The sequence below is a fragment of the Ornithinimicrobium panacihumi genome (assembly GCF_052073805.1).
GTDB classification, from domain to species: domain Bacteria; phylum Actinomycetota; class Actinomycetes; order Actinomycetales; family Dermatophilaceae; genus Ornithinicoccus; species Ornithinicoccus panacihumi.
Genome location: NZ_JBQGWG010000003.1, coordinates 332,133 through 354,606 on the forward strand (window position 1 = coordinate 332,133; position 22,474 = coordinate 354,606).

Sequence of the window (22,474 nt, forward strand, 5' to 3'; positions counted from 1 at the left end):
CCCAGGGGCTCGGATCCAGCCCGCTGTGGGTGTCAGGGAAGCTTGGGTCGGGAGTAGGGCAGGTTGTGCGCCTCAAGGTAGGAGGCCCAGTTGTCGAAGAGTGCCGGCAGGTGGTCGAACAGCGCATCGTAGTTTGCAGCGGCGCGAAAGTCCTGTGGCTCCATCTCGGCAGAGTCCTCAAGCGAGACGTGTGGCAGGTGGAGGAAGTCACAGAACTCTCGCGTGCGGGTGTCGTGTGTGATCCAGGTGGCAGGCTTGCCAGCGAGCACCGTGGCCATGTTGACGTGGAACCTCGTGCCAAAACCGAAAGCGACCACCTCACGGTTGAACTGCAGCCACTGGTCCGGATCGCGCCAGAGGCGGTAACGGTTCCGGTAGAAGTCGGTCAACTCCTGTCGGGTGACTTGGCCCGTGGGGGGCGCAGACTCCCGCGGCCCCAGGAGCCGTCCCACGATCCCTCGACGGCCGCGCGGGGCGGGGTCCTCGGTGGCGACATGGTTGTTGGCGGTCAGGAAGTCGGGGATGTCGATCGGCTTGCCTTTGAGCGCCTGAAGGTGAGCCCGGTGGTTACCTCGGTGAGTTGGCTCGATGTAGATGCCGTCACCCTTGACGATGCGAAGGAACTGGGCCCGCTCGGCCGCTCGTTCGTACTTGGTCCCCGAATAGGTGTAGGTGCCTGGCTGGGGGTTCGCCAACTGCCGGCGCAGTGCAGAGAAGGCAGCAGGCTCGCTGAAGAATGAAGGACAGCCAGTCACCTGAACGTTCGTCACACCGGCGAGCTCCTCGAAGACCTTCTTGGTGAACTCCCCCCGAACGCCGATCGGGCCGCAACGCTCCTCCATATAGCGCAGCATGGTGATGGCCTCGTCGGGGATCGTCGCCTCGCTGAGATCGTCGACAGGGGAGCGGACGCCCAGACCGAAGATTGTGATCGGAACGTCGTAGAGCTCGAGCATGCGCTGGAACCGGACGTACTTGTCCTTTATCCCGGAGTTCACCTTGATGGTGTTCGTCATCGAGATCACGAGGTGGTTGCAGTGCTTGTTGACGAAGTCCGCATAGGACTTCTCGCCCGCGAGGGACCATCGCATGGTGTGGTATTCCACGGTCTTGTCCTCGCCGAGGATCCGCTGCGGGGCACGGGCGTGAATCATGTTCCCGGAGTTCTCGTCCATGTCCAGGGGGAATTTCTGGGGCATGCGGGGATAGCAGCCTGCAACGGCGATCATGGCAGTCTCTCGTCTCGGGGGCCGCGTGAGGGCGCGGATGGGGGGGAAACGATGATACTGAGCAGACGTCCCCTGGTGTCGTCGTCGGAAAAGTGGGAACTCATCCGCTGACGCACCTCCCGCGCGGCTTCAGCCCGGTTCTCCTGTGACAGCCGAAGCACGAGCTCGGCTGCCTCCTCGGGGGTGCTGACGACCACGTCAGCGGGGAACATCCGGCGGGCGCCGTCGAGAGGGGCGAATGCCGGCCAATCTCGCACGACCGGGAAGGCACCTGCAGCGGTCCCTTCCAGAGTGCCGACCGGGCAGGACTCGCGCAGGCTGGTGTTGAGGATGAACCCGACGTGCCGGAGTTGATCGGGGAGCCGGCGCGTGAATCCGGAGTAGTCGATGTGGTCCACCAAAGGGGAGGACAGGGCTCTCCTGCGGAACTCGTCCGCGTAGGCACGTGCCCAGGCTGCGTGATGATCACCAAAGTCGGCCCCGATCAGCCGAAGCCGCCAGCTCGGATCGACCGCGATAAGGCGTTCGAGGACGTCGAGGGCGAAGAGCGGGTCCTTGACCACCTGTGCCCATCCAACGATCCCCAGCGTGCGGGATGCGTCCGGGAGAAGTGGGTCAGGGAAGTTCTCCGGAGGCACGATGTTGGTGACGACGTGGTGGGTCGCGTGCGAAACGCGATGACCGAGCACGGACCGGAACAGGTCACGGATGTGCTCGCTGACGAAGACGATGTCGTCCACCCGGGACCAGTCGAGCAGGTGGGCGGGAGCGGACAGGACGTCGACGCTGTGGACTCTGACCACCATCCGTGCGTCAGGCCGGACCACCGTGCTCGCCCAGGCTGCTCCCTTGTCTGCCCAGTCGGCTACCACCACGTCTGCCGTCCGCACGATCTCGACGATGTCGGGATCCAACCGCAGGTCCACGCTGCTCGTGCCGTGGATAGCGTGCTCGAGACAGTGGCGCAGGATCGGGGTGTCGATCATCATCCCGCCGAACTGACCACGATCAAGGGTGATGACAGACGCCTGGACCCCAGGCTCGCTCACCAGTGCTTGGATCATGGGTTTGGCGTGGTTCGGGTAGGCGCCGGGCAAGATGGCAACCCGCATGGCATCACCTGCGGGGCCCACCTCTGGTGCAGTTTCGGGCGACGGGCTCGTATCGGTGCCGCGCGTGAGGGCTCCGGCGAGGCACTGACCCAGATAGCTGCTGCGCAGGGGCTCTAGGTACGTTTCGGTCTCGGTGACCAGAGGGGTGTGTTCCCGTGCTGTATGCAGCTGCTGGTGGAAGAGGAGACCCAACGCGATGGCTCCCAGCTCACTCGCCTCATCGAGGTCCTCGGCCCGCAGGGCGGAGTCCGCGTGCTCGAGCACGGCGGACACAAGTGTCACAACGGGCTCCTCGGCGGATCGAGACCCCTCGACGAGCTCGGCGTGCGCAGTGAGCGCGGCGAATGCATCGCTCTCTATCCTGCTGCCCCCAGACCGTGCCAGGATCTCTTCCCCCATAGCGATGATCGAACGGAGCGCAGGGAATTTGCCGCGGCGAAGTGCCCAACGGGCCAGGCGCCTAAGTTCGCTTGCCACGTCCTCGGGCTCAAACATCCGCGTCGGCAGTTGCGTCCCGCCTTCTCCAGCATCCCCGAGCAGAGCAGCGATGTGCGGGAGGACTTTGCTCAAGGGGCGGTTCGCGTTCGGGGCGAGGGCATCCAGCTCTCGAAGTCCGTGTGCCAGTTGGCGCCACGCAGATTCCTCGCGGAGTGCATCCCGGGCCTGTGCGGCCGACCACGTGCGGGCCGCGGGAGCCAAGGAGGCGACACGGCTCTCGAAGTGGTGTTGCGCCTCCTCGTCCAGAAAGACGACGTGATCCGCCTGAGGAGCCACGTGCCTGAGCCAGCGGTCGTGACGAGACGCCAGCGCGAGTCTCCGTCGACGCGGGAGGGGCAGCGTCAGCGCTTGAGTGAGGTGCCGCGTAGGAACATGCGCAACCTTCTCCTGGGTGAGAAAGCGGTGCCGCCCGCGGGGAAGACTGGCAGGCAGCGGCCCCTCCGCGTAGCCGACCCTGACCGTGTGCCTCGCCCGGGCGAGGCCACTGATCTCTGCCCCGAATGAGTTCAACGAGGCTGCGTGCCCTGACAGGATCAACCAGGTTTGCGGTTGCCCAGCAAGTGCTCGAGGCTGAGAACGGGTCTGCATGGGGTCCTTCGGTCGGGATGTCGGCACTGACGGACACGGCCGTCGAGGTCAGACTAGTGCGAGGCGTGGGTCAACGATGCTCTGATGGGGAGCCTCCCGCACTGTCTAGTCGCGGCCGTAGAGGTCGCGGGTGTAGAGCTTGTCGCCGAAGGAGCGGGCGGTGCCGTCGAGGCGGTTGGCGATGATGACGTCGGCCTGGATGGTGAACTCCTCCAGGTCGCGGGTGACGCGGGCGCCCTGGAAGGTGTCCTGGGCCAGGGTGGGTTCGTAGATGAGGATGTCGGTGCCGCGGGCCTGGAGTCTGGACATGACGCCCTGGATGGAGGAGGCGCGGAAGTTGTCGCTGCCGGCCTTCATGATGAGGCGGTAGATGCCGACGGTGGCCGGCTTGCGGGTCTCGATGTCGGCCGCGATGAAGTCCATGCGGGTGGTGTTGGCGTCGACGATCGCGGTGATGAGAGTCTGGGGGACGTCGCCGTAGTTGGCAAGGAGCTGGCGGGTGTCCTTGGGCAGGCAGTAGCCGCCGTAGCCGAAGGAGGGGTTGTTGTAGTGGTCCCCGATGCGGGGGTCCAGGCCGACACCTTCGATGATCTGCTTGGTGTCCAGGCCGCGGGTGGCGGCGTAGGTGTCGAGCTCGTTGAAGTAGGCCACGCGCATGGCCAGGTAGGTGTTGGCGAAGAGCTTGATGGCCTCGGCCTCGGTGGAGCCGACCAGCAGGACGGGGGCGTCCTTGTCGATGGCTCCCTCCAGGAGGAGGTCGGCGAAGGCGCGGGCGGAGTCGGTGGTGTCGCCGACGATGATGCGGGAGGGGTGGAGGTTGTCGTAGAGGGCGCGGCCCTCGCGCAGGAACTCGGGGGAGAAGATGATGTCGGCGCCGGGGTGGGTGGTGCGCATGCGCTCGGTGAACCCGACGGGGATCGTGGACTTGATGATGACAGTGGCGTCGGGGGCGTGGGCCTGGACGTCGACCAGGACCTTCTCGACGGTGGAGGTGTCGAAGAAGTTGCTCTCAGTGTCGTAGTCGGTGGGGGTGGCGATGACCACGAAGTCGGCCCCCTCGTAGGCCTGCGCGGGGTCGGTGGTCGCCCGCAGCGACAGGTCGGCGTTGGCCAGGAAGTCCGAGATCTCGGGGTCCACGATCGGGGAGGTGCCGGAGTTGATCAGCTCGACCTTGGCCGGGTCGATGTCCAGGGCGACGACGTCGTGGTGCTGGGCCAGGATGACGGCGTTGGACAGGCCCACGTAGCCGGTGCCGGCGATCGCGATCTTCATGCTTCTCCTCGAGGTGAACGAACCTCCAGTATGGCGCTCGGTCGATGAGAGCTCCCTCATCGCCACGACGGCGTCCCTCTGGCTGGGTCCCGTGGCGGGATCTGTGCGATCAGGGGGTGGCCGGCATCTCCCACCCGATGGCTTCCAGCGGGGTCTTCGCGAGCCCGGCCGTGACCAGGGCGTGGTGCAGCACCGGCGTCAGGCTGCGCACGTAGCTGGCGCTGAGGTGGCTGCCCTGGCGGTTCACCACGACGCCCCCGACGGCGGGGGCGCAGCCGCCCAGCCCCTCCGGGTCCGGGCAGATCCACGGGGTGAGGTCGATGAGCGGGGCGTCGGTGCGGTCGGCCAGCACCCGCAGCGCCGCGTTGCCGGGGGCCTTCTGGACGTCGGACCAGCAGGCGGACCAGTCGTCACGGTGCTTGTCGAGGCACTCGTAGGAGGTCACGCCCTCCGCCTCGCCCCGTGGCACCTGGCGCGGGGTGTCGGCGATGACGACGAGCCGGGCACCGGCGGCGGTCGCCGGGGCGAGGAGGCGCTCGACCGACTCGGCGTCCCCCTTGCCGTAGCCGGCACCCATCGACGTCATCACGATGTCGGGGGTGTGCTCGCCGTCACCGAGCAGCGCGGACAGCTCGGTGTTGTAGCCGTGGCAGTCCGCAGCGCGGCCCTCGTCGACGAAACCGCAGGCGGACTTGGTCCACACCTTGATCCGCCAGCCCTCGACGATCCCGATGGCGTGCAGCGCCGAGCTCCACTGCTCCATCTTCGAGTCCCCGACCAGGGCGACCTCGACGTCTCCGGACGGGTCGCCGAACCAGCACTCGTCGTCCGCATTGCGGTCGGTGCCCTCGACCGGCACCTGGCAGCGCTCCGCGTAGGCGATCGAGATGTCCTCGTCGACGACCGCGGGGTCGGGGGTCAGCGTGTCGACGTGGGCCACCGCGGGGGCCAGGTCGGCGACCGGCTCGAGCTGGTCGCGGGTCCGGCTGGCCGGGTCGACGAGGGAGATCGCGCCGGTGGCGCCCTGGTCCGCCTTCTCCAGCGAGGGGGCGGTGACCATGAGGGTGCCGGCGATCAGCGCGGAGACGACCATCGCGGCCGCCCCGAGCCGCAGCGCCGGCCACGGGCTGCCGGAGAGGCGAGGGTTGAAGCGTATGGGGTTCTCGACCAGGTGGAGGGTGGCCCAGGCCAGGACGACCGAGACCCCGGCGGCCGCCATCCGAGTGAGCAGGGAGGCGTCGGGTCGCAGCTCCTCGAGGAGCAGCAGGACGGGCCAGTGCCACAGGTAGAGGCCGTAGGACAGGCCGCCCAGGAAGCGCATGGGCCGCACGCCCAGCAGGCGGGCCGGGGGGCTGTCCGGCCAGGCGATGCCGGCCGCGATGACGGCGGCGGTGCCCAGCGTGGGCAGAGCCGCGGCCGAGCCAGGCCAGGGGGTCTTGGTGGAGATGACCAGGAAGGTCACGAGGATGGCGATGAGGCCGAGCCACGCGGCGCCGGCCGCGAGGGGTCGACGCAGGCGCACCAGCAGCGGCGTCAGCAGGACCAGCAGGGCACCGGTGCCCAGCTGCCAGGCCCGGGTGGTGGTCGCGAAGTAGGCCGTCCCGGGGGAGTCGGCGGTGTGGCGGACCGACCAGGCGAAGCTGGCCAGGACCAGGGTGCCCAGGACCACGGCGAGCACGGGCACCAGCCGCAGCCGCAGCCGGTGTGCCAGCCACAGGGCGCCGATGATGAGCAGCGGCCACAGGACGTAGAACTGCTCCTCGACCGACAGCGACCAGTAGTGCTGGACCAGCGAGGGATTGGCGTCCTCGGCGAGGTAGTCGACCTCGCGGAAGGCGAAGAGCCAGTTGACGACGTAGCCGGTCGCGGCCAGGACCTCGGCGCCGAGGTCGGCGTGCCGCCCACGGGGCAGCAGCAGCCAGCCGGCGATCGAGGTGCAGACGAGCACCAGCGTCGCGGCCGGCAGGAGCCGGCGGGCCCGACGTGCGTAGAAGCGCGGCAGCGAGACCCGGCCGCTGCGGGTGGCCTCCTTCACCAGCTGGCTGGTGATGAGATAGCCGGAGATGACGAAGAAGACGTCCACACCGGCGAAACCGCCGGAGGATCCGGGCAGTCCGACGTGGTAGGCCAGGACCATCAGCACGGCGATGGCGCGCAGGCCCTCGATGTCGCCACGCAGCACCGCGGGACCGCGCAGGGGGCTGGCGGTCGCGGGCGTCTCGGGGGGCAGTGCCGTCGCGGTCATCGGGGCCGAGACTAGTCCCGAACGGGGATTAGGCCGGTGCCGACGCGGCCGGTATCGTGGAGTAGTTGTTTCCTTGCCCGGCGCGCACCCGCGTGCCTGTGGACAACGGCTGCGAGGGTCGTCCGACTCTGCCAGGCTGGGGTCCGGGGCGAGGCAGGCACGAATGTATGCAGCCCTCCTGTCACGGAGAGACCGTGACCGCCAAGACCGAAGGAGGTGGGTTTACGCATGCGTCAGTACGAGCTGATGATCATCCTCGACCCCGAGACCGACGAGCGCACCCTCCAGCCGACGCTGGAGAAGATGCTCGCCGTGGTGCCGAAGGACGGTGGCAGCGTCGACGAGATCGACGTCATGGGCCGCCGTCGCATGGCCTACGAGATCAAGAAGCAGGCCGAGGGCATCTACGCGGTCGTCCAGATGACCGCCGAGCCGGCCACCGCCCAGGAGCTGGACCGCCAGCTGGGCCTGAACGAGTCCGTTCTGCGGACCAAGCTGCTTCGTCGCGACGCCTGAGCCCTGCTCAGCGTCACCTCCCACCACATCCACGGACACGGATCAAGGACGACCTGACATGGCTGGAGAAACCCCCATCACGATCGTCGGCAACCTGACCGCCGACCCGGAGCTGCGGTTCACCCCCAACGGGGCGGCCGTCGCGAACTTCACCGTCGCGTCCACCCCGCGGCAGTTCGACCGCCAGACCAACGAATTCAAGGACGGCGAGACGCTGTTCATGCGTTGCTCGGTCTGGCGCGAGGCCGCCGAGCGGGCGACCGAGTCGCTGCACCGCGGCGACCGCGTCATCGTGACGGGTCGTCTGGTCTCCCGCTCCTGGCAGACGCCGGAGGGCGAGAACCGCACCGTCATGGAGATGCAGGTCGACGAGGTCGGCCCCTCGCTGCGCTACGCCACCGCCCAGGTGACCAAGGCCCAGCGCTCCGGCGGTGGCGACTGGAACCGCCAGGGTGGCGGCCAGCAGTCCGGTGGCCAGCAGGCCGGCGGTCAGCAGGGCGGCAACCCCTGGGCCAACCAGGGCGGCCAGCAGTCCGGTGGCCAGGCCGGCGGCCAGTCCGACCCGTGGGCCGGTGGTGGGGCCTCGAGCACCGGCGGTCAGTCCGGTGGTGGCTGGGGCGGCGCGCCGTCCTACGACGAGCCGCCGTTCTGATCCGAGCCGGGCGCTCACCCCATACCCCCTATCCGTAGAAACCATCCCGAGTCACAGCTCGGGCTCTTGCAAAGGAGAGCACCACGATGGCCAAGCCCGTTGTGCGCAAGCCCAAGAAGAAGGCGAACCCGCTCAAGACCGCCAAGATCGAGGCGATCGACTACAAGGACACCGCGCTGCTGCGCAAGTTCATCTCCGACCGCGGCAAGATCCGCGCGCGTCGCGTGACCGGCGTCTCCGTCCAGGAGCAGCGCCGCATCGCCAACGCCGTGAAGAACGCCCGTGAGATGGCGCTGCTGCCCTACAGCAGCTCCGCTCGCTGATCCGGCACCCCGCTACCAGGAGAAGAACCATGAAGGTGATCCTTACCCAGCCCGTCTCGGGCCTCGGCGCCGCCGGTGACGTCGTGGACGTCAAGGACGGCTACGCCCGCAACTTCCTGCTGCCCCGCAAGGTGGCGACCCCCTGGACCAAGGGTGGCCAGAAGCAGGTCGACGCGATCCAGGCCGGTCGCGTCAAGCGCGCCGCCAAGTCCGCCGAGGACGCCGCCGCGACCAAGTCCTCCCTCGAGGGCAAGGCCGTGACCGTGACGGCCCACGCTGGCCAGGGCGGCCGCCTCTTCGGCGCCGTCACCCCGCAGGACATCGCCGAGGCGATCGTCGCCGCCGGTGGCCCCCAGGTCGACAAGCGCAGCATCGAGGTCCCGGCCCCGATCCGCACCGTCGGCGAGCACGCCGTCCACGTGCGTCTGCACGAGGACGTCTCCGCCGACGTGACCGTCGAGGTCGTCGCCGGCTGAGGAGCCCGCTCCGACCGGCCGCCAGGCCTGACGCCCCTGCCCCCGTCCCGGGGGCGGGGGCGTCGCCGTGCTCCGCCGTCCTCCGATCCAGGCTCGGGCATCGCCCCTCCGATCCAGGCTCGGGCATCGCCCCTCCGATCCAGGCTCGGGGCATCGCCGCCGGACCCGGTGGGTCGGCGCGAGCCCGCGCGTCCGACCTGCCCGATCCGGCAGGTAGAATCGAGGACACGTCACCCATTTGATGCCTCGCCGAGGACGACGACCCCTGAGGAGGGCTGCCCGTGATCGCTGCCCTCCTCGTGCTGCACCTGGGGGCCGCGATCCTGTCCGCACCTCTGATCCGTCTCCTCGGCAACCGCGGCTTCGCGGTGCTGGCGCTGGCTCCCGCGATCACCGCCGGCTGGGCCACGACCAAGCTCGCCGCCGCGGGCAGCCCCACCCCCCACACCGAGCGCTACGAGTGGGTCCAGGGGCTGGGGATGAACCTCTCCTTCCGGATGGACACCCTCGCCTGGGTGATGACCCTCATCGTCTCGGTCGTCGGCGCGCTGGTGCTGCTCTACTGCTCCCACTACGTCGAGGACGACGAGGGCAGCAAGAGCCTGCTGGGCGCCAACCTCGTGGGCTTCGCCGGCGCGATGCTCGGCCTGGTCACCACCGACGACCTGCTGGTGCTCTACGTCTTCTGGGAGCTCACCACGATCCTGAGCTACCTGCTCATCGGCTATCTGTCGACGAGCGCGGCCAGCACCCGCGCGGCCAAGCAGGCCCTGATCGTGACCACGGCCGGCGGCCTGACGATGCTCATCGGCATCATCCTGCTGGGCAACACCCAGGGCACCTACCGGATCAGCGAGCTGGTCGCCCACCCGCAGTCCGGATCGGCGATCACCGTCGCGGTCGTGCTCATCCTCGTCGGCGCGGTCAGCAAGTCCGCGCTCGTCCCCTTCCACTTCTGGCTGCCCGGCGCGATGGTGGCCCCCACCCCGATCAGCGCCTACCTGCACGCCGCCGCCATGGTCAAGGCCGGCGTCTACCTGGTGGCACGCCTCGCCCCGGGGTATGCGGCACTGCCGGCCTGGCAGGTCACCGTCCTGGTCCTGGGTGGCGCCACGATGATCGTGGGTGCCTTCCGCGCGACCCGGCAGACCGACCTCAAGCTGCTCCTGGCCTACGGCACCGTCAGCCAGCTCGGCTTCCTCATGGTGCTCATCGGCTACGGCAGCCCCGGCGCCACCCTGGCGGGCCTGACCCTGGTCGTGGCGCACGCCCTCTTCAAGTCCAGCCTCTTCCTGACCGTCGGCACCATCGACCACGCCACCGGCACCCGCGACATCCGCCGCCTCCAGGGCGTGCGCGCCAAGATGCCGGTCCTGGCCACCTCGGCCCTGCTCGCGGCGATGTCGATGGCCGGGCTGCCCGTGCTGCTCGGCTTCGTCGGCAAGGAGGCCGCGCTCGGCGCCCTCCTCGACCCGGTCGACGGCTGGCGCTCGCTGCAGGGCGCCGCCGCGGTGACCGTGATCGTCGGCTCGGTGCTGACCTTCGCCTACTCCACCCGCTTCGTCTGGGGCGCCTTCACCGACGGGGCCCGGCCGCCGGTGGGCAAGCCGGTGCCGCCGCGCTGGCACCCGCCGAGCTGGATCCTGGTGTCGGTCCCGGTCGCGCTCTCCCTGGGGGGACTGCTGCTGGGGCTGACCTCCACCAGCCTGGAGAAAGTGCTCGAGCCGCATACTTCGGCCGTCACCCACGTCGCGGACGCGCACCCGGTCCACCTCGGGCTGTGGCACGGCATCTCCCTGCCGCTGCTGGTCTCGGTCGGGATCTGGGTCGCCGGCGCGCTCTGGTGGTGGCTGCAGGCCCGCCGTCCCGTCGAGGTGCCGATCCCGCTGTCCCCGCTGGATGCGGGCCGGGTCTACCAGCACCTCATCCGCGGCGTGGACCGGGCGGCCCTGGAGACGACCGGCTTCATGCAGCGAGGCTCGCTGCCGGTCCTGCTGGGCACCATCGTGGCCGTGGTCGTCCTGCTGCCCGGCGCCGTGCTGCTGCTCGACGGCGTGAGCCTGCCCCAGGTCCGCCTCGCCGACTCCGCGGCGCAGATCGCCACCGGCGCCCTGGTCGTCACCGGTGCCTACCTGGCCACGCGTGCCCGGCGCCGCCTGCGTGCGGTCTTCCTCGTGGGCGTCACGGGCTACGGCACCGCACTGCTCTACCTGCTCCACGGCGCGCCCGACCTCGCCCTGACCCAGGTCCTCGTCGAGACCGTGTCGCTGGTCGTCCTCGTCCTGGTGCTGCGACGCCTCTCGGGGCGCTTCCCGGACGACCCGACGGTGATGACCCGACGGCTGCGGGCCCTGCTGGGCGTCTCCGTGGCCGTGGTGATCGGGACGGTGACCCTGCTGGCCTCCGGCTCGCGGATCCACGACCCGGCGCACGGCAACCTCGCCGAGCGTGCCGTCGACTACGGCGGCGGCGCCAACATCGTCAACGTCATCCTCGTCGACGTCCGGGCCTGGGACACCATGGGCGAGCTCTCGGTGGTCCTGGCGGCCGCGACCGGCGTCGCCAGCCTCATCTTCATCCAGGACGACGCGATGCAGCGGGTGGCCAAGGTGCTGCGCCGATTCCGGGCCCGCCGCACCTCCCGCCAGCCCGTCCAGCAGGCCGCCGGGGGCCGTCGCGGCTGGATCCTGGGCACCGACCTGCTCGAGGCCAGCCGCCGGTCCACGATCCTGGAGATCGTCACCCACCTGGTCTTCCACACGATGATCCTCTGGTCGGTCTACCTGCTCTTCGCCGGGCACAACCAGCCCGGCGGCGGGTTCGCGGCCGGGATCGTCGCCGGCCTGGCGCTGTGCCTGCGCTACCTGGCCGGCTACGGCGCCGAGCTGCGCGCTGCGCTGCCGGTGATGCCCGCCGCGCTGCTGGGCACGGGACTGTTCATCGCCGGGGGCTCGGCGGTCATGCCGATGTTCTTCGGCTCACCCGCGCTGCGCACCTGGACCGCGGACATCCACATCCCGCTGCTCGGCGACGTCCACGTGGTGACCTCGCTGCTTTTCGACGTCGGCGTCTACCTGGTCGTCATCGGCCTCATGCTCGACGTCCTGCGCAGCCTCGGCTCCGGGATCGACGTGCAGATCCAGTCCGAGCAGGCCCGTGAGGAGGCGTCGCGCCGATGACCCCCAACCTCACCCTCGTGATCGTCGCCAGCACCCTCATCGGGACCGGCGTCTACCTGCTGCTCTCCCGCTCCCTGGTCCGCGCGCTGATGGGCTTCCTGCTCATGGGCAACGGGATCAACCTCATCTTCATCATCGGCTCCGGGCCCGCCGGCTCGCCGCCGATCGTCGGCGCCGGGGACGACCCGCGGGCCGACCCGGTCCCGCAGGCCCTCGTCCTCACCGCCATCGTCATCACCCTGGCGATGACGGCCTTCGTGCTGGCCCTGGCCCACCGCAGCGTCCACGCCGGGATGGACCTGGTCTCCGACGACTCCGAGTCGGCGCGCATCCACGCGATGGCCGAGTCCGACAAGCTCGACGGTCCCAGCGCCCGCGAGGTGACCGAGCAGATCGCCGCCGAGGGCGAGCGGCCCGAGTCGCGCCACCACCCCGAGGTCGAGGCCACCGACGTGGGCAGCGACCACTCGACCGCCCCGGTCGAGGAGGACGAGCACCACATACCCGATCTCGCCGAGCAGCTCGACCCCCCGGAGTCGGAGGGAGAGCCGGACCACGAGATCCCGCCCGCCGCCGACCCGGCCGAGCCCACCACCCACGACCGACCGGAGGAGGGCCGATGATCAGCCAGTACTCCTGGGTCATCCCGCTCCTGGTCGTCCTGCCGCTCATCGGCGCCGGGCTGACGCTGGCGGCCGCCGGACGCACCGTCGTGCAGCGCGTGGTCAGCCTCAGCGTGCTCACCGCGATGCTCGTGTGCGCCGGCGTGCTGCTGTGGGCCGCCGACACTATCGGCCCGCAGGTGATGCTCGTGGGCGGCTGGATGCCGTGGGAGGGCGTGGTGCTGGTCGTGGACCGGCTGGCCGCGCTCATGGTCATCGTCTCGACCACCGTCACGATGGGGGTCCTGACCTACTCGATCGGCCAGGGCGCCAGCAGCTTCGACGACGAGAGCGACGGGCACAGCCCGCTGCCGGTCTTCCACCCCTCGATCCTGGTGCTGGCCGCCGGCGTCACCACGACCTTCATCTCCGGCGACCTTTTCCACCTCTACGTCGGCTTCGAGATGCTGCTGGCCGCCAGCTTCGTGCTCCTCACCCTGGGTGGGACGGCCGAGCGGGTGCGGGCCGGCACCACCTACGTGCTGGTCAGCCTGCTCTCCTCCTCGATCTTCCTGGCGGCGATCGGCACGGTGTATGCGGCAGCAGGCACCGTCAACCTCGCTCTCCTCGCGGAGCGCCTGGGCGAGATCGAGCCCTCCACCGTGACCCAGCTGCAGCTGCTGCTGCTCATCGGCTTCGCGGTCAAGGCGGCGATCTTCCCGATGTCCGGGTGGCTGCCCGACTCCTACCCGACCGCCCCGGCACCGGTGACGGCGGTCTTCGCCGGCCTGCTCACCAAGGTCGGTGTCTACGCGATCATCCGCACCCAGACCCTGCTCTTCCCGGGCAACCGCTTCGACGACCTGCTGCTGTGGGCGGCGCTGCTGACGATGGTCGTGGGCATCCTCGGCGCGATCGTCCAGAACGACATCAAGCGGATGCTGTCCTTCACCCTGGTCAGCCACATCGGCTACATGCTCTTCGGGATCGCCCTGGGCTCGGCGGCGGGCCTGGGCGCGGCCATCTTCTACGTGATCCACCACATCCTCATCCAGACCACGCTCTTCCTGGTCACCGGTCTGGTCGAGCGGGTCGGCGGCTCCAGCGACGCCTCCAAGCTCGGTGACCTGGCGCGGATCTCCCCGGTGGTGGGCGTCCTCTTCTTCGTCCCTGCCATGAACCTTGCCGGCATCCCGCCCTTCAGCGGTTTCCTGGGCAAGGTCGGCCTGATCCAGGCCGGGGTGCAGGAGGACACCTGGCTGGCGTGGGTCGTCGTCGCAGGTGCGGTTCTGACCTCGCTGCTGACGCTCTATGCCATCGCCCGGGTCTGGGCGCGCGCGTTCTGGTCGGAGAACCCGGCGGGGATCACCGGCCGAGGCCCCTGGCGCGGTGGCCACCACGAGGCGCTGGGCTGGGGCGTGCTGGGCCCCACCACCGCGATCGTGGTCGTGACGGTGGCGATCACCGTGGTGGCCGGTCCGCTCTACGACGTCACGACCCGGGCGGCGGTGGACCTGCTCTCCCGCGAGCCCTACGTCACCTCGGTGCTGGGCAGGGGGGTGGACCTGTGACGGCTGACGACGCGAAGGTGGCCGGCCCGCAGATGCCGGCCGCAGGCCGCCGTGGCTTCTCCTGGTGGTCGGTGCTGTGGCTGACCCTGGTCTGGCTGCTGCTGTGGGGGGCGGTGGACCCGGTGCTGCTCGTCGGCGGCTTCCTGGTCTCGGTGCTCGTCCTGGTGGCCTTCCCCCTGCCGCGGGTGCCGATCAAGCTGCGGGTGCGGCCCTGGCAGGTCATCGTGCTGGTCAGCCGCTTCCTCTACGACCTGGTCGTGGCCTCGGCGGAGGTGGCCTGGCTGGCCGTGCGTCCCGGTCCGGTGGCGCGCGGCGTCGTCCTGGAGCTGGAGCTGGCCGGTGACGACGAGCTGCTCCAGACCATCACCGCCGAGATGGTGGCGCTGGTGCCCGGCACCGTCGTCATCGACCTGGACTCCATGCAGCGGATCCTGACCCTGCACGCGCTCAACGTCGGCACGCCCAAGCAGGCGCAGGGCGTGCGCCACCGGGTGCTGGGCCAGGAGGCCCGCGTGCTGCGCGCCTTCCACCCCGACCCCGACTCGCTGCTCGATCCGCGCCGGCGCCGCGCGACCCAGGAGCAGCGTGACGCCGCCCGGGCCCGCCGGGACGAGGACGCCCTCGAGGCGCGCCGCGCGGCCGACCACGACCCGGAGGGCAGGCCATGACGATCGACACCCTCGAGACGGTCCTCGCCTGGGCCATCGGTGCCCTGCTCTTCCTCGCGGCGGCGCTGACGATCATCCGCATCACCGTGGGGCCGACGGTCCTGGACCGGGTCGTCGCCTCCGACGTGCTGGTCTCGATCGTGGTCTGCGCGCTGGGTGCGCACGTCGCGCTGTCCGGCCTGTCGACGACGCTGCCGCTGCTGGTCTCGCTGTCGCTCGTCGGCTTCCTCGGTGCGGTGGCCGTGGCCAGGTTCGTGGCGCAGGACGAGGATCCCGGGCCGGACGCCGCGCCCGACGCGCGGGCCGAGCGGGACGCCCAGGCGGCGCACCGCGACGCCCGTCGGCCCAGGCCCGGCCAGGTGGAGCGGGGTGGTCGGTCATGAGCCTGGGTGACGTGCTGGACGTCGTCGGCCTGATCGTCATCCTGCTCGGCGCGCTGCTCGCGCTCGCGGCGGCGATCGGCCTGCTGCGCTTCCCCGACCTGCTCACCCGGATGCACGCCGGCACCAAGCCCCAGGTTCTGGGGGTGCTGCTCGTCGTGCTCGGCGTAGGTCTGCGCACCCGCAGCGGCGGTGACGTCGGGATGCTCGTGGCCGTGGCTGTCTTCCAGCTGCTCACCATCCCGGCGGGGGCGCACCTGGTCAGCCGGGCCGCCCTGCGCACCGGCCGGGTGCGGGAGGACGACATCCACGTGGGTCCCCGGTCGAGGGGCACCGACCAGCCCTGAGCCCGGGTCGAGGACCCGTCGGCCCGCTCTGCGGACACGTCTCGGCGTGCGGGGCCCACCACTCTTCGGCGTGGGCGCAAATCCCTCAGCGTGCGGAGCCGACAACCATCCAGGCGTCGCCGCGGGCCCGCCACCACAGGCCCAGCGCGCGGACGAGCATGAAGCCGGAGAAGGCCACCCACAGCCAGACCAGTCCGGCAGTGCCGGTCACGCCGGAGGCCCACACCCCCAGCACCATCGGCAGGTAGGCGACCAGGAACACGGTCTGCGCGACCGCCAGCCAGCGGGCGTCGCCGGCCCCGATGAGCACGCCGTCCAGGATGAAGGCGACCCCCGAGACCGGCTGGGCCAGCGCGACCACCAGCAGGGCGGCGGCCAGGGCGGCGCGCACGGACGGGTCGCTGCTGAAGCCCAGGGGGACGACCCGGTGCAGGACGACGATGAGCGCGGCCAGGGCGATGCCGAACCAGATGCTCCAGCGGACCATCATCGCCGTCGTCGCCCGGGTCCCCTCGACGTCGCCGGCCCCCAGGGACTTGCCGGTCAGGGCCTGGGCGGCGATGGCCAGGGCGTCGAGCGCGAAGGCGAGAGCGCTCCATACCGTCATCGCGACCTGGTGGGCGGCGAGCTCCGCCTCACCCAGGCCGGCGGCGGCCCAGGTGGTCAGGAGCAGGACGGCGCGCAGGGAGAGGGTGCGGACCAGCAGCGGGACGCCGTCGAGGGCGGAGCGCAGGACCCCTGCCGGGGTGAAGGTGAGGGGGGCGTCCAGGCGTTGGGCCCCGCGCAGCACGACCCACACCAGGGCGACCGCCATGCCGGTCTGAGCGATGACCGTGCCCCAGGCCGCGCCGGCGATGCCCCATCCGACGCCGTGCACCAGCAGGAGGGACAGGAGGGCGTTGGCGCCGAAGCCCACAACGGCGGCCACGAGCGGGGTCCGGGTGTCCTGCAGGCCGCGGAGCACGCCGGTGGCGGCCAGGACCAGGAGCATCGGCGGTATGCCGAGGGTCGAGACGCGCAGGTAGGTCACCGCCTCCGCCGCGGTGGCGGGGGTGGCGCCGAAGACGCCGACGAGAGGCTCGGCCCAGACGGCCACGGCGATCGCGGCGAGCACGCCGAGGATGACCGAGAGCCACAGGCCGTCGACGCCGGCGGCGAGGGCGCCGCGCTGGTCGCCGGCACCGAGACGTCTGGCGACGACGGCGGTGGTGCCGTAGGCGAGGAAGACGAAGATGTTGACGGCGGTCAGCAGGACCGCGCTGGCCACGCCCAGACCGGCCAGCGAGGAGGTGCCCAGGTGGCCGACGATGGCCGAGTCGGCGAGCAGGAAGAGCGGCTCGGCCACGAGCGCCAGGAAGGCCGGGACGGCCAGCCGGAGCACCTCGGCGCGCATGCCCGGTCCGGGGCGGTTCCCCGGTGCGGGCGCGGGCTGGGGGTCGGGCGTGGTCACGGGCCGAGTGTGCCATCACGAGGTGACGGAGCAGGTGGCCGGGCCGATCTTGGGACGGGTGTGGCTGCGGGTCGGGAGGGCATGGGGGTGAGTTGCGGAGAACTTTTCGTCCACAGGCTGTGAATTACATCGCCGCAGGTCAGCGGCATGACCAAGCCCACATTATTGTCTTACCCACAAGGTTCTCCACAGTTGTCCACAAGGGGGTGCCGGGGTCGTCCACGCCAGGTCCACAGTCCGTGCACATCCTGTCCACAGGGGCAGTTGGACTGGTCCGGCGGAGGGCTTACGGTGGCTCGATGACCCGCGCGCGCCGGGGTCTGTCGGTGGTCCGTGGTGACCTTGTCGACGACGAGATGCTCACCAACGCAGGAGGGTCGTATGTCGCTCAGCGAGCTCGAGCAGGCCTACACCAACGACGCCCCCGGCGGCCCGCCGGCCGACCGGCTGCCGCCCCAGGACGTGGCCGCCGAGCAGAGTGCGCTCGGGGCGATGCTGCTGTCCAAGGACGCCATCGGTGAGTGCTCCGAGATCGTCAAGGCGGTCGACTTCTACCGCCCCAACCACGAGCTGATCTACGACGCCATCACCGACCTCTACGGTCGGGGCGAGCCGGTCGACGCCATCACCGTGGCCGACGAGCTGACCAAGCGCGGCGACCTGACCAGGGTGGGTGGAGCCGCATACCTGCACCAGCTCATCTCGATGGTGCCGACGGCGGCCAACGCCGCGTTCTACGCCGAGATCGTGGCCGAGCGCGCGGTGCTGCGCCGTCTGGTCGAGGCCGGCACCAAGATCGTGCAGATCGGCTACGGCGGGGGAGACGTCGAGGAGATCGTCAATGCCGCGCAGGCCGAGGTCTTCGCGGTCGCGGACGGACGGGGCGGTGAGGACTACCACGCGCTGGGCGAGCTGCTCCAGCCCACCGCGGACGAGATCGAGCACAACGCGAGCTCCACCGGCGAGATGGTGGGCGTGCCCACGGGCTTCACCGAGCTGGACGAGCTGACCAACGGTCTCCACCCCGGTCAGATGATCATCGTGGCCGCCAGGCCAGCCGTCGGAAAATCCACCTTCGCTTTGGACGTTGCCCGTGCGGCGGCGATCAAGCACGGTATGCCGACCGTCGTCTTCAGCCTGGAGATGAGCCGCACCGAGATCACCATGCGACTGCTGTCGGCCGAGTCGGAGATCCCGCTGCAGAACATGCGCAAGGGCAACATGCGCGACCGGGACTGGACCCGGCTGGCCGAGACCCAGGGTCGGATCCAGGACGCGCCCCTCTTCATCGACGACTCGCCCAACATGTCGTTGATGGAGATCCGCGCCAAGTGCCGCCGGCTCAAGACGCGCCACAACCTGAAGATGGTGATCGTCGACTACCTCCAGCTGATGAGCTCCGGCAAGAGGGTCGAGTCACGTCAGCAGGAGGTCGCGGAGTTCTCCCGTGCGCTCAAGCTCCTGGCAAAGGAGCTCGAGGTCCCGCTCATCGCGCTTTCCCAGCTGAACCGTGGTCCGGAGCAGCGGACCGACAAGAAGCCGCAGATGAGCGACCTTCGTGAGTCTGGCTGTCTGACGGCCAACACCCGCGTGCTGCGGGCCGACACCGGGGCAGAGGTGTCGCTCGGCGAGCTGCTCGCCGAAGGCGCCACCGACGTCCCGGTCTGGTCCCTCGACGAGTCCCTGCGCTATGTGCGGCGTCACCTCACGCACGTCTTCCCCACCGGCACCAGACCGGTCTTCCGGCTCACCCTGCGCTCGGGCAAGACCTTGCGGGCCACCGAGAACCACCCCTTCCTCACCTACGACGGCTGGAAGCAGCTGGGTGACCTCCGTCAGGGGGACCGGGTAGCCGTGCCCCGGCACGTGCCAGCGCCTGAGCAGCACGAGCCTTGGGAGGATGACCGGGTCGTCCTGTTGGCGCACATGATCGGTGATGGATCGATGCTGAAACGGCAGCCGTTGCGCTACGCCTCGATCGATGAGGAGAATCTCCGGGCCGTCACCACCGCAGCCCTGTCCTTCGGGGTCATGGCGGTCCGGGACGAGCACCCCTCGGCGAGGTGCACGTCGCTGAGGCTGCGGGCCCCTTACCGGCTGGCTCGCGGGCGGCGCAACCCTATCGCCGCCTGGCTCGACGACCTGGGCTTGTTCGACCGCAGGAGCCACCAGAAATTCGTGCCTGAGCCGGTATTCCGACTGCCCAAGGCACAGATCGCCCTGTTCTTGCACCACCTGTGGGCCACGGACGGCTCGGTGACCGTGAACAAGGCTCAGTCCGGCGGCCGCGTCTACTACGCGTCGACAAGCCGTCGCCTGGTGGACGACGTCTCGCGACTCCTGCTGCGTTTTGGCATCAGCACACGGATCAGGACGGTCCGCAAGGAAGGCTTCCGCGACGGCTACACCCTGGACATCTCCGGGGGCGACAGCCAGCGTCGGTTCCTCCAGGAGATCGGTGTCTTCGGTGGACGGTCGGCGTCCGCCGCGCTCCTGCTCGAGGTCATTCGTCACCGCCAGTCCAACCCCAACGTCGACACGGTGCCTAAGGAGGTCTGGGGTGATGTTCGGCAGGTGATGGCCGACCAGGGTATGACCACTCGCGAGTTCCAGGCGCAACTCGGCACGGCGTACTGCGGCGCCACGCTCTACAAGAGCGCGCCGTCCCGGGAGCGCCTGGCCCGCGTGGCGGCAGTGCTGGACAGCGCCGAGCTCGAACTGTACGCGGTCAATGATGTCTTCTGGGACGAGATCGCCTCGATTGAGTTGGTTGGGGTCGAGGACGTCTATGACGCGACTGTGCTTGGCGGTCATAACTTCATCGCGGACGGTATCGCAGTGCACAACTCCATCGAGCAGGACGCGGACGTCGTCATCCTGCTGCACCGGGAGTCCCTCTACGAGCGTGAGTCGCCCCGTGAGGGTGAGGCGGACGTGATCGTAGCCAAGCACCGAAACGGACCGACCGACACCGTCGTCGTGGCTTTCCAGGGCCACTACAGCCGGTTCACCAACATGGCCAGCAACTTCTGAGGTGGAGTGTCGAGATGCAGCGAACTTTGCACAAACACCGCTTCTATGATGCATAGATGATCATCTATATGTCCATGAGTGGCGTCTGAGCGGAATCGCGTGCCTTCCCTACCTCCACTCATGACTCTCCACGGGCACGATGGGCGGGTGGATTGCGGCTCTTTGGCCTCACGCCTCGAACTGGTGGATGCGCTTAACGCTGTGGCGTTGGCAGGGGCGCTGGCAGAGCAGGATCGGTCGTGGGGCACCGAGACGCTGGCCGTCGCTGGTGGGTACCTCGTGCTCTCCGGGCGTGGGTTGTACGTCAACCGGGCGATCGCGGCGGGCATCACGGAGCCGTTAGAGGCTGCCGATATCGAGCTCGTCATGGAGCGCAGCGCTGCCGCAGGAGTGCGCGCCGAGATCGAGGTCACCCCGGTGACGCACCCGCAGTCCCTAGCTGCCCTGAGGTCGTACGGGTTCGGCCCTGATGCCGGCGCGGGCACGAGTGTGCACGTGTACCCGCTGGACCGGCTCCCCGCTCAGCTGTCTCACCCTGGGGTACGCATGGCCCCTGTTAACGAGCGGTCGCTCGAGGAGTGGCAGGAGGTGTCGGCCGCGGGGTGGGGCCACGAGAGCGAGAGCGCCCGCGGCGCGGCCGATGCGTTTGCTCGTGCCGCGCATGCGGTCGACGGCGACGGGATGATCATCGCGCTGGACGAGGTGGACGGGAGACCGCTGGGTTGCGCGAGCCTGACCATCCGCGAAGACGTGGCGACTCTGGGTGGGATGTCGACGCTGCCTGCCGAGCGTGGGCGGGGCGTCCAAGCCGCACTCATCCTCCATCGCCTCGGCGTCGCGCGGGACGCAAGCTGCTCCCTAGCCATGGCGACGACGGCCCTGGGTGGAGCCTCCGAGCGCAACCTGCAGCGCTTCGGCTTCGTCACGACGCACATCAAGCAGACGTACTGGAGGCAGTTGCCAGGGAGTTGACCGGAGGGGCTGCGGAGTGCGTCCGGGCACTTAGCGTGTTCGCACAGCTCGTCGAGGCTGGGTGCGCAGGTCGCCTGGAAGCCATGCCCCGCCGCACGATGCCGCTCTGGCGATGCGTGAGCACGCGCTGGTCTCGAGGCAAGCGATGGTGTTCTGTGAGGTGCGGTTGGTCAGCGCCGACCCCGGCTAGTGTGTCGGTCGGGGCTGGCAGGATGCGGCGTATGTGGACAACCGCAGAGGACCTTCTGTCTGACCCCGATGCGGCCGCGGTGCTGCTCCGTTTGGACGAGCTCAGCCAGCCGTTGGGCCCCGACCAGTGGGTGAGCCGGCTCGCCGTTGGCGAGGGCTTAGGGCTTGCCGAAGAGGATGTGCTGGATCTTCTGACCACTCTCGTGGAGTTGGGGCTTGCTAGGAACAGCGAACGGATGAGCAGCGGTTGGCGCATCAGCAGCACCGGCCGCCGGGCGGCTGAGCGGTGGCGCACCTCCCGGACCTCCGGCAGGGACCGGGTCGATCGCACGATGCGGGAGATCCTCCGGAGGGCGGTCGAGGAGGAACGCGGTGTCTTCCTGCGTGATGAGTGGGAGGTGTGGGACCTGCACGCACCCGGAACTCCACCGGTGAGCATGTCCGAGCGCGAAGCGGCCATGGATGCGCTCGAGGCACAGGACCTGATCTCCTCCATCCATTCTTCGGGTTCGAACCACAGCCGGTGCGAGGTCACCAGCAGGGGCAAGACGATGCTTGGCCGCCCCGATCTCTCGCTCGCCGATGCCTACCTGGGTCATGCCCGGTCGGTGACGTATGACCAACGTGTCGGGATCCAGGCAGACACCTTCACCAATCAAGGTGCCGTCCAGACCGGTGACCACACCGTGCAGCACGTCACCATCACCAACGACCAACGCCAGGCAGCGATACAGCAGCTTCAGGTGATTCGCGAGATGCTGCAGGATCCTGACCTGCCCCGCGAGGTCGTGCCCGCTGTCCTTGAGGCAGTCGAAGGCATCGAGGACGAACTCACGACCGCGAACCCGGCCCGCGGCCGGCTCTCGCAGTGGAGGGATCAGGCCATGTCGTCCGCGGCAGGGGCCATCGGAACGGAAGCTGGCAGAACCATCCTCCAGGTCCTGATCGACCTCCCTAAGATCTTCCCGTTCGCGTAGATCCCTCCCTCTGTATCGCGAACCTTCGCCCAGGCGACGACCTCAAGCGTCACGGTCGGTCAAACCATGGGCAACCGTCAACACCCATGCCCGCCGTACCAAATGGATTGGGCGCCCCGTAGAGCCCCGCCGTCTCACGAGTGGGCTGCGCTATCCGACGGGGCAACGGAAGGGGCCCCGCGCCCGCGCAGTGGG

Annotated in this window: 18 protein-coding genes; 13 read left to right on the plus strand and 5 right to left on the minus strand. The window is 69.5% G+C overall.

Annotation, left to right across the window (positions count from 1 at the left end; translation table 11 throughout):
• Positions 1 to 32 precede the first annotated feature (32 nt).
• From ACTMMA_RS05365 to ACTMMA_RS05380, 4 genes are all read right to left on the minus strand, one after another.
• Positions 33 to 1,229, minus strand: a complete 1,197-nt coding sequence (locus ACTMMA_RS05365) for a polysaccharide pyruvyl transferase family protein (RefSeq protein WP_441189063.1) — start codon at positions 1,227 to 1,229, stop codon at positions 33 to 35.
• On the minus strand, positions 1,226 to 3,115 hold the full coding sequence (locus tag ACTMMA_RS05370; protein ID WP_441189064.1) for a glycosyltransferase family protein: 1,890 nt from the start codon (positions 3,113 to 3,115) through the stop codon (positions 1,226 to 1,228). Before ACTMMA_RS05370 ends, ACTMMA_RS05365 begins: the two co-directional genes overlap by 4 nt.
• Positions 3,116 to 3,532: 417 nt before the next feature.
• Positions 3,533 to 4,699 carry a nucleotide sugar dehydrogenase gene (locus tag ACTMMA_RS05375; RefSeq protein WP_441189065.1) on the minus strand — a complete coding sequence of 389 codons (1,167 nt, stop codon included), beginning with the start codon at positions 4,697 to 4,699 and terminating at the stop codon, positions 3,533 to 3,535.
• 109 nt (positions 4,700 to 4,808) lie between these two features.
• Positions 4,809 to 6,944, minus strand: coding sequence for an acyltransferase family protein (locus ACTMMA_RS05380; protein ID WP_441189066.1), 2,136 nt, complete (start codon positions 6,942 to 6,944; stop codon positions 4,809 to 4,811).
• A 228-nt stretch (positions 6,945 to 7,172) separates the two neighbouring features.
• Between ACTMMA_RS05380 and rpsF the strand changes: the two genes are divergently transcribed.
• From rpsF to mnhG, 10 genes are all read left to right on the plus strand, one after another.
• Positions 7,173 to 7,460 carry a 30S ribosomal protein S6 gene (gene rpsF, locus ACTMMA_RS05385; RefSeq protein ID WP_441189067.1) on the plus strand — a complete coding sequence of 96 codons (288 nt, stop codon included), beginning with the start codon at positions 7,173 to 7,175 and terminating at the stop codon, positions 7,458 to 7,460.
• A 58-nt stretch (positions 7,461 to 7,518) separates the two neighbouring features.
• On the plus strand, positions 7,519 to 8,112 hold the full coding sequence (locus ACTMMA_RS05390) for a single-stranded DNA-binding protein (RefSeq protein ID WP_441189068.1): 594 nt from the start codon (positions 7,519 to 7,521) through the stop codon (positions 8,110 to 8,112).
• A gap of 86 nt (positions 8,113 to 8,198) precedes the next feature.
• A complete protein-coding gene (rpsR, locus tag ACTMMA_RS05395) occupies positions 8,199 to 8,435 on the plus strand; it encodes a 30S ribosomal protein S18 (RefSeq protein WP_441189069.1) in 237 nt (78 codons plus the stop codon).
• Between the two features lie 29 nt (positions 8,436 to 8,464).
• Positions 8,465 to 8,911: a 50S ribosomal protein L9 gene (gene rplI / locus ACTMMA_RS05400; protein WP_441189070.1), complete on the plus strand. Its 447-nt coding sequence runs from the start codon at positions 8,465 to 8,467 to the stop codon at positions 8,909 to 8,911.
• A gap of 281 nt (positions 8,912 to 9,192) precedes the next feature.
• Positions 9,193 to 12,090 (plus strand): Na+/H+ antiporter subunit A, encoded by a 2,898-nt coding sequence (locus ACTMMA_RS05405; protein ID WP_441189071.1) that lies wholly within the window; start codon positions 9,193 to 9,195, stop codon positions 12,088 to 12,090.
• Positions 12,087 to 12,713, plus strand: coding sequence for a Na(+)/H(+) antiporter subunit C (locus ACTMMA_RS05410; RefSeq protein ID WP_441189072.1), 627 nt, complete (start codon positions 12,087 to 12,089; stop codon positions 12,711 to 12,713). The genes ACTMMA_RS05405 and ACTMMA_RS05410 overlap by 4 nt, the downstream gene beginning before the upstream one ends.
• Positions 12,710 to 14,263, plus strand: coding sequence for a Na+/H+ antiporter subunit D (locus tag ACTMMA_RS05415; RefSeq protein ID WP_441189073.1), 1,554 nt, complete (start codon positions 12,710 to 12,712; stop codon positions 14,261 to 14,263). Before ACTMMA_RS05410 ends, ACTMMA_RS05415 begins: the two co-directional genes overlap by 4 nt.
• Positions 14,260 to 14,931 carry a Na+/H+ antiporter subunit E gene (locus tag ACTMMA_RS05420; RefSeq protein ID WP_441189074.1) on the plus strand — a complete coding sequence of 224 codons (672 nt, stop codon included), beginning with the start codon at positions 14,260 to 14,262 and terminating at the stop codon, positions 14,929 to 14,931. The genes ACTMMA_RS05415 and ACTMMA_RS05420 overlap by 4 nt, the downstream gene beginning before the upstream one ends.
• Entirely contained in the window at positions 14,928 to 15,314 is a 387-nt protein-coding gene (locus ACTMMA_RS05425) for a monovalent cation/H+ antiporter complex subunit F (protein WP_441189075.1), read from the plus strand. The genes ACTMMA_RS05420 and ACTMMA_RS05425 overlap by 4 nt, the downstream gene beginning before the upstream one ends.
• Positions 15,311 to 15,658 (plus strand): monovalent cation/H(+) antiporter subunit G, encoded by a 348-nt coding sequence (mnhG, locus tag ACTMMA_RS05430; protein ID WP_441189076.1) that lies wholly within the window; start codon positions 15,311 to 15,313, stop codon positions 15,656 to 15,658. Before ACTMMA_RS05425 ends, mnhG begins: the two co-directional genes overlap by 4 nt.
• 85 nt (positions 15,659 to 15,743) lie before the next feature.
• Here mnhG and ACTMMA_RS05435 read toward each other — a convergent pair whose 3' ends face one another.
• Entirely contained in the window at positions 15,744 to 17,051 is a 1,308-nt protein-coding gene (locus ACTMMA_RS05435; RefSeq protein WP_441189090.1) for an MATE family efflux transporter, read from the minus strand.
• Positions 17,052 to 17,489: 438 nt separating this feature from the next.
• Here ACTMMA_RS05435 and ACTMMA_RS05440 point away from each other — a divergent pair, with 438 nt between their 5' ends.
• From ACTMMA_RS05440 to ACTMMA_RS05450, 3 genes are all read left to right on the plus strand, one after another.
• Entirely contained in the window at positions 17,490 to 20,141 is a 2,652-nt protein-coding gene (locus tag ACTMMA_RS05440) for a replicative DNA helicase (protein WP_441189077.1), read from the plus strand.
• Positions 20,142 to 20,303: 162 nt separating this feature from the next.
• On the plus strand, positions 20,304 to 21,113 hold the full coding sequence (locus ACTMMA_RS05445; RefSeq protein ID WP_441189078.1) for a GNAT family N-acetyltransferase: 810 nt from the start codon (positions 20,304 to 20,306) through the stop codon (positions 21,111 to 21,113).
• A 221-nt stretch (positions 21,114 to 21,334) separates the two neighbouring features.
• On the plus strand, positions 21,335 to 22,279 hold the full coding sequence (locus tag ACTMMA_RS05450; RefSeq protein ID WP_441189079.1) for a hypothetical protein: 945 nt from the start codon (positions 21,335 to 21,337) through the stop codon (positions 22,277 to 22,279).
• Positions 22,280 to 22,474: the final 195 nt, after the last annotated feature.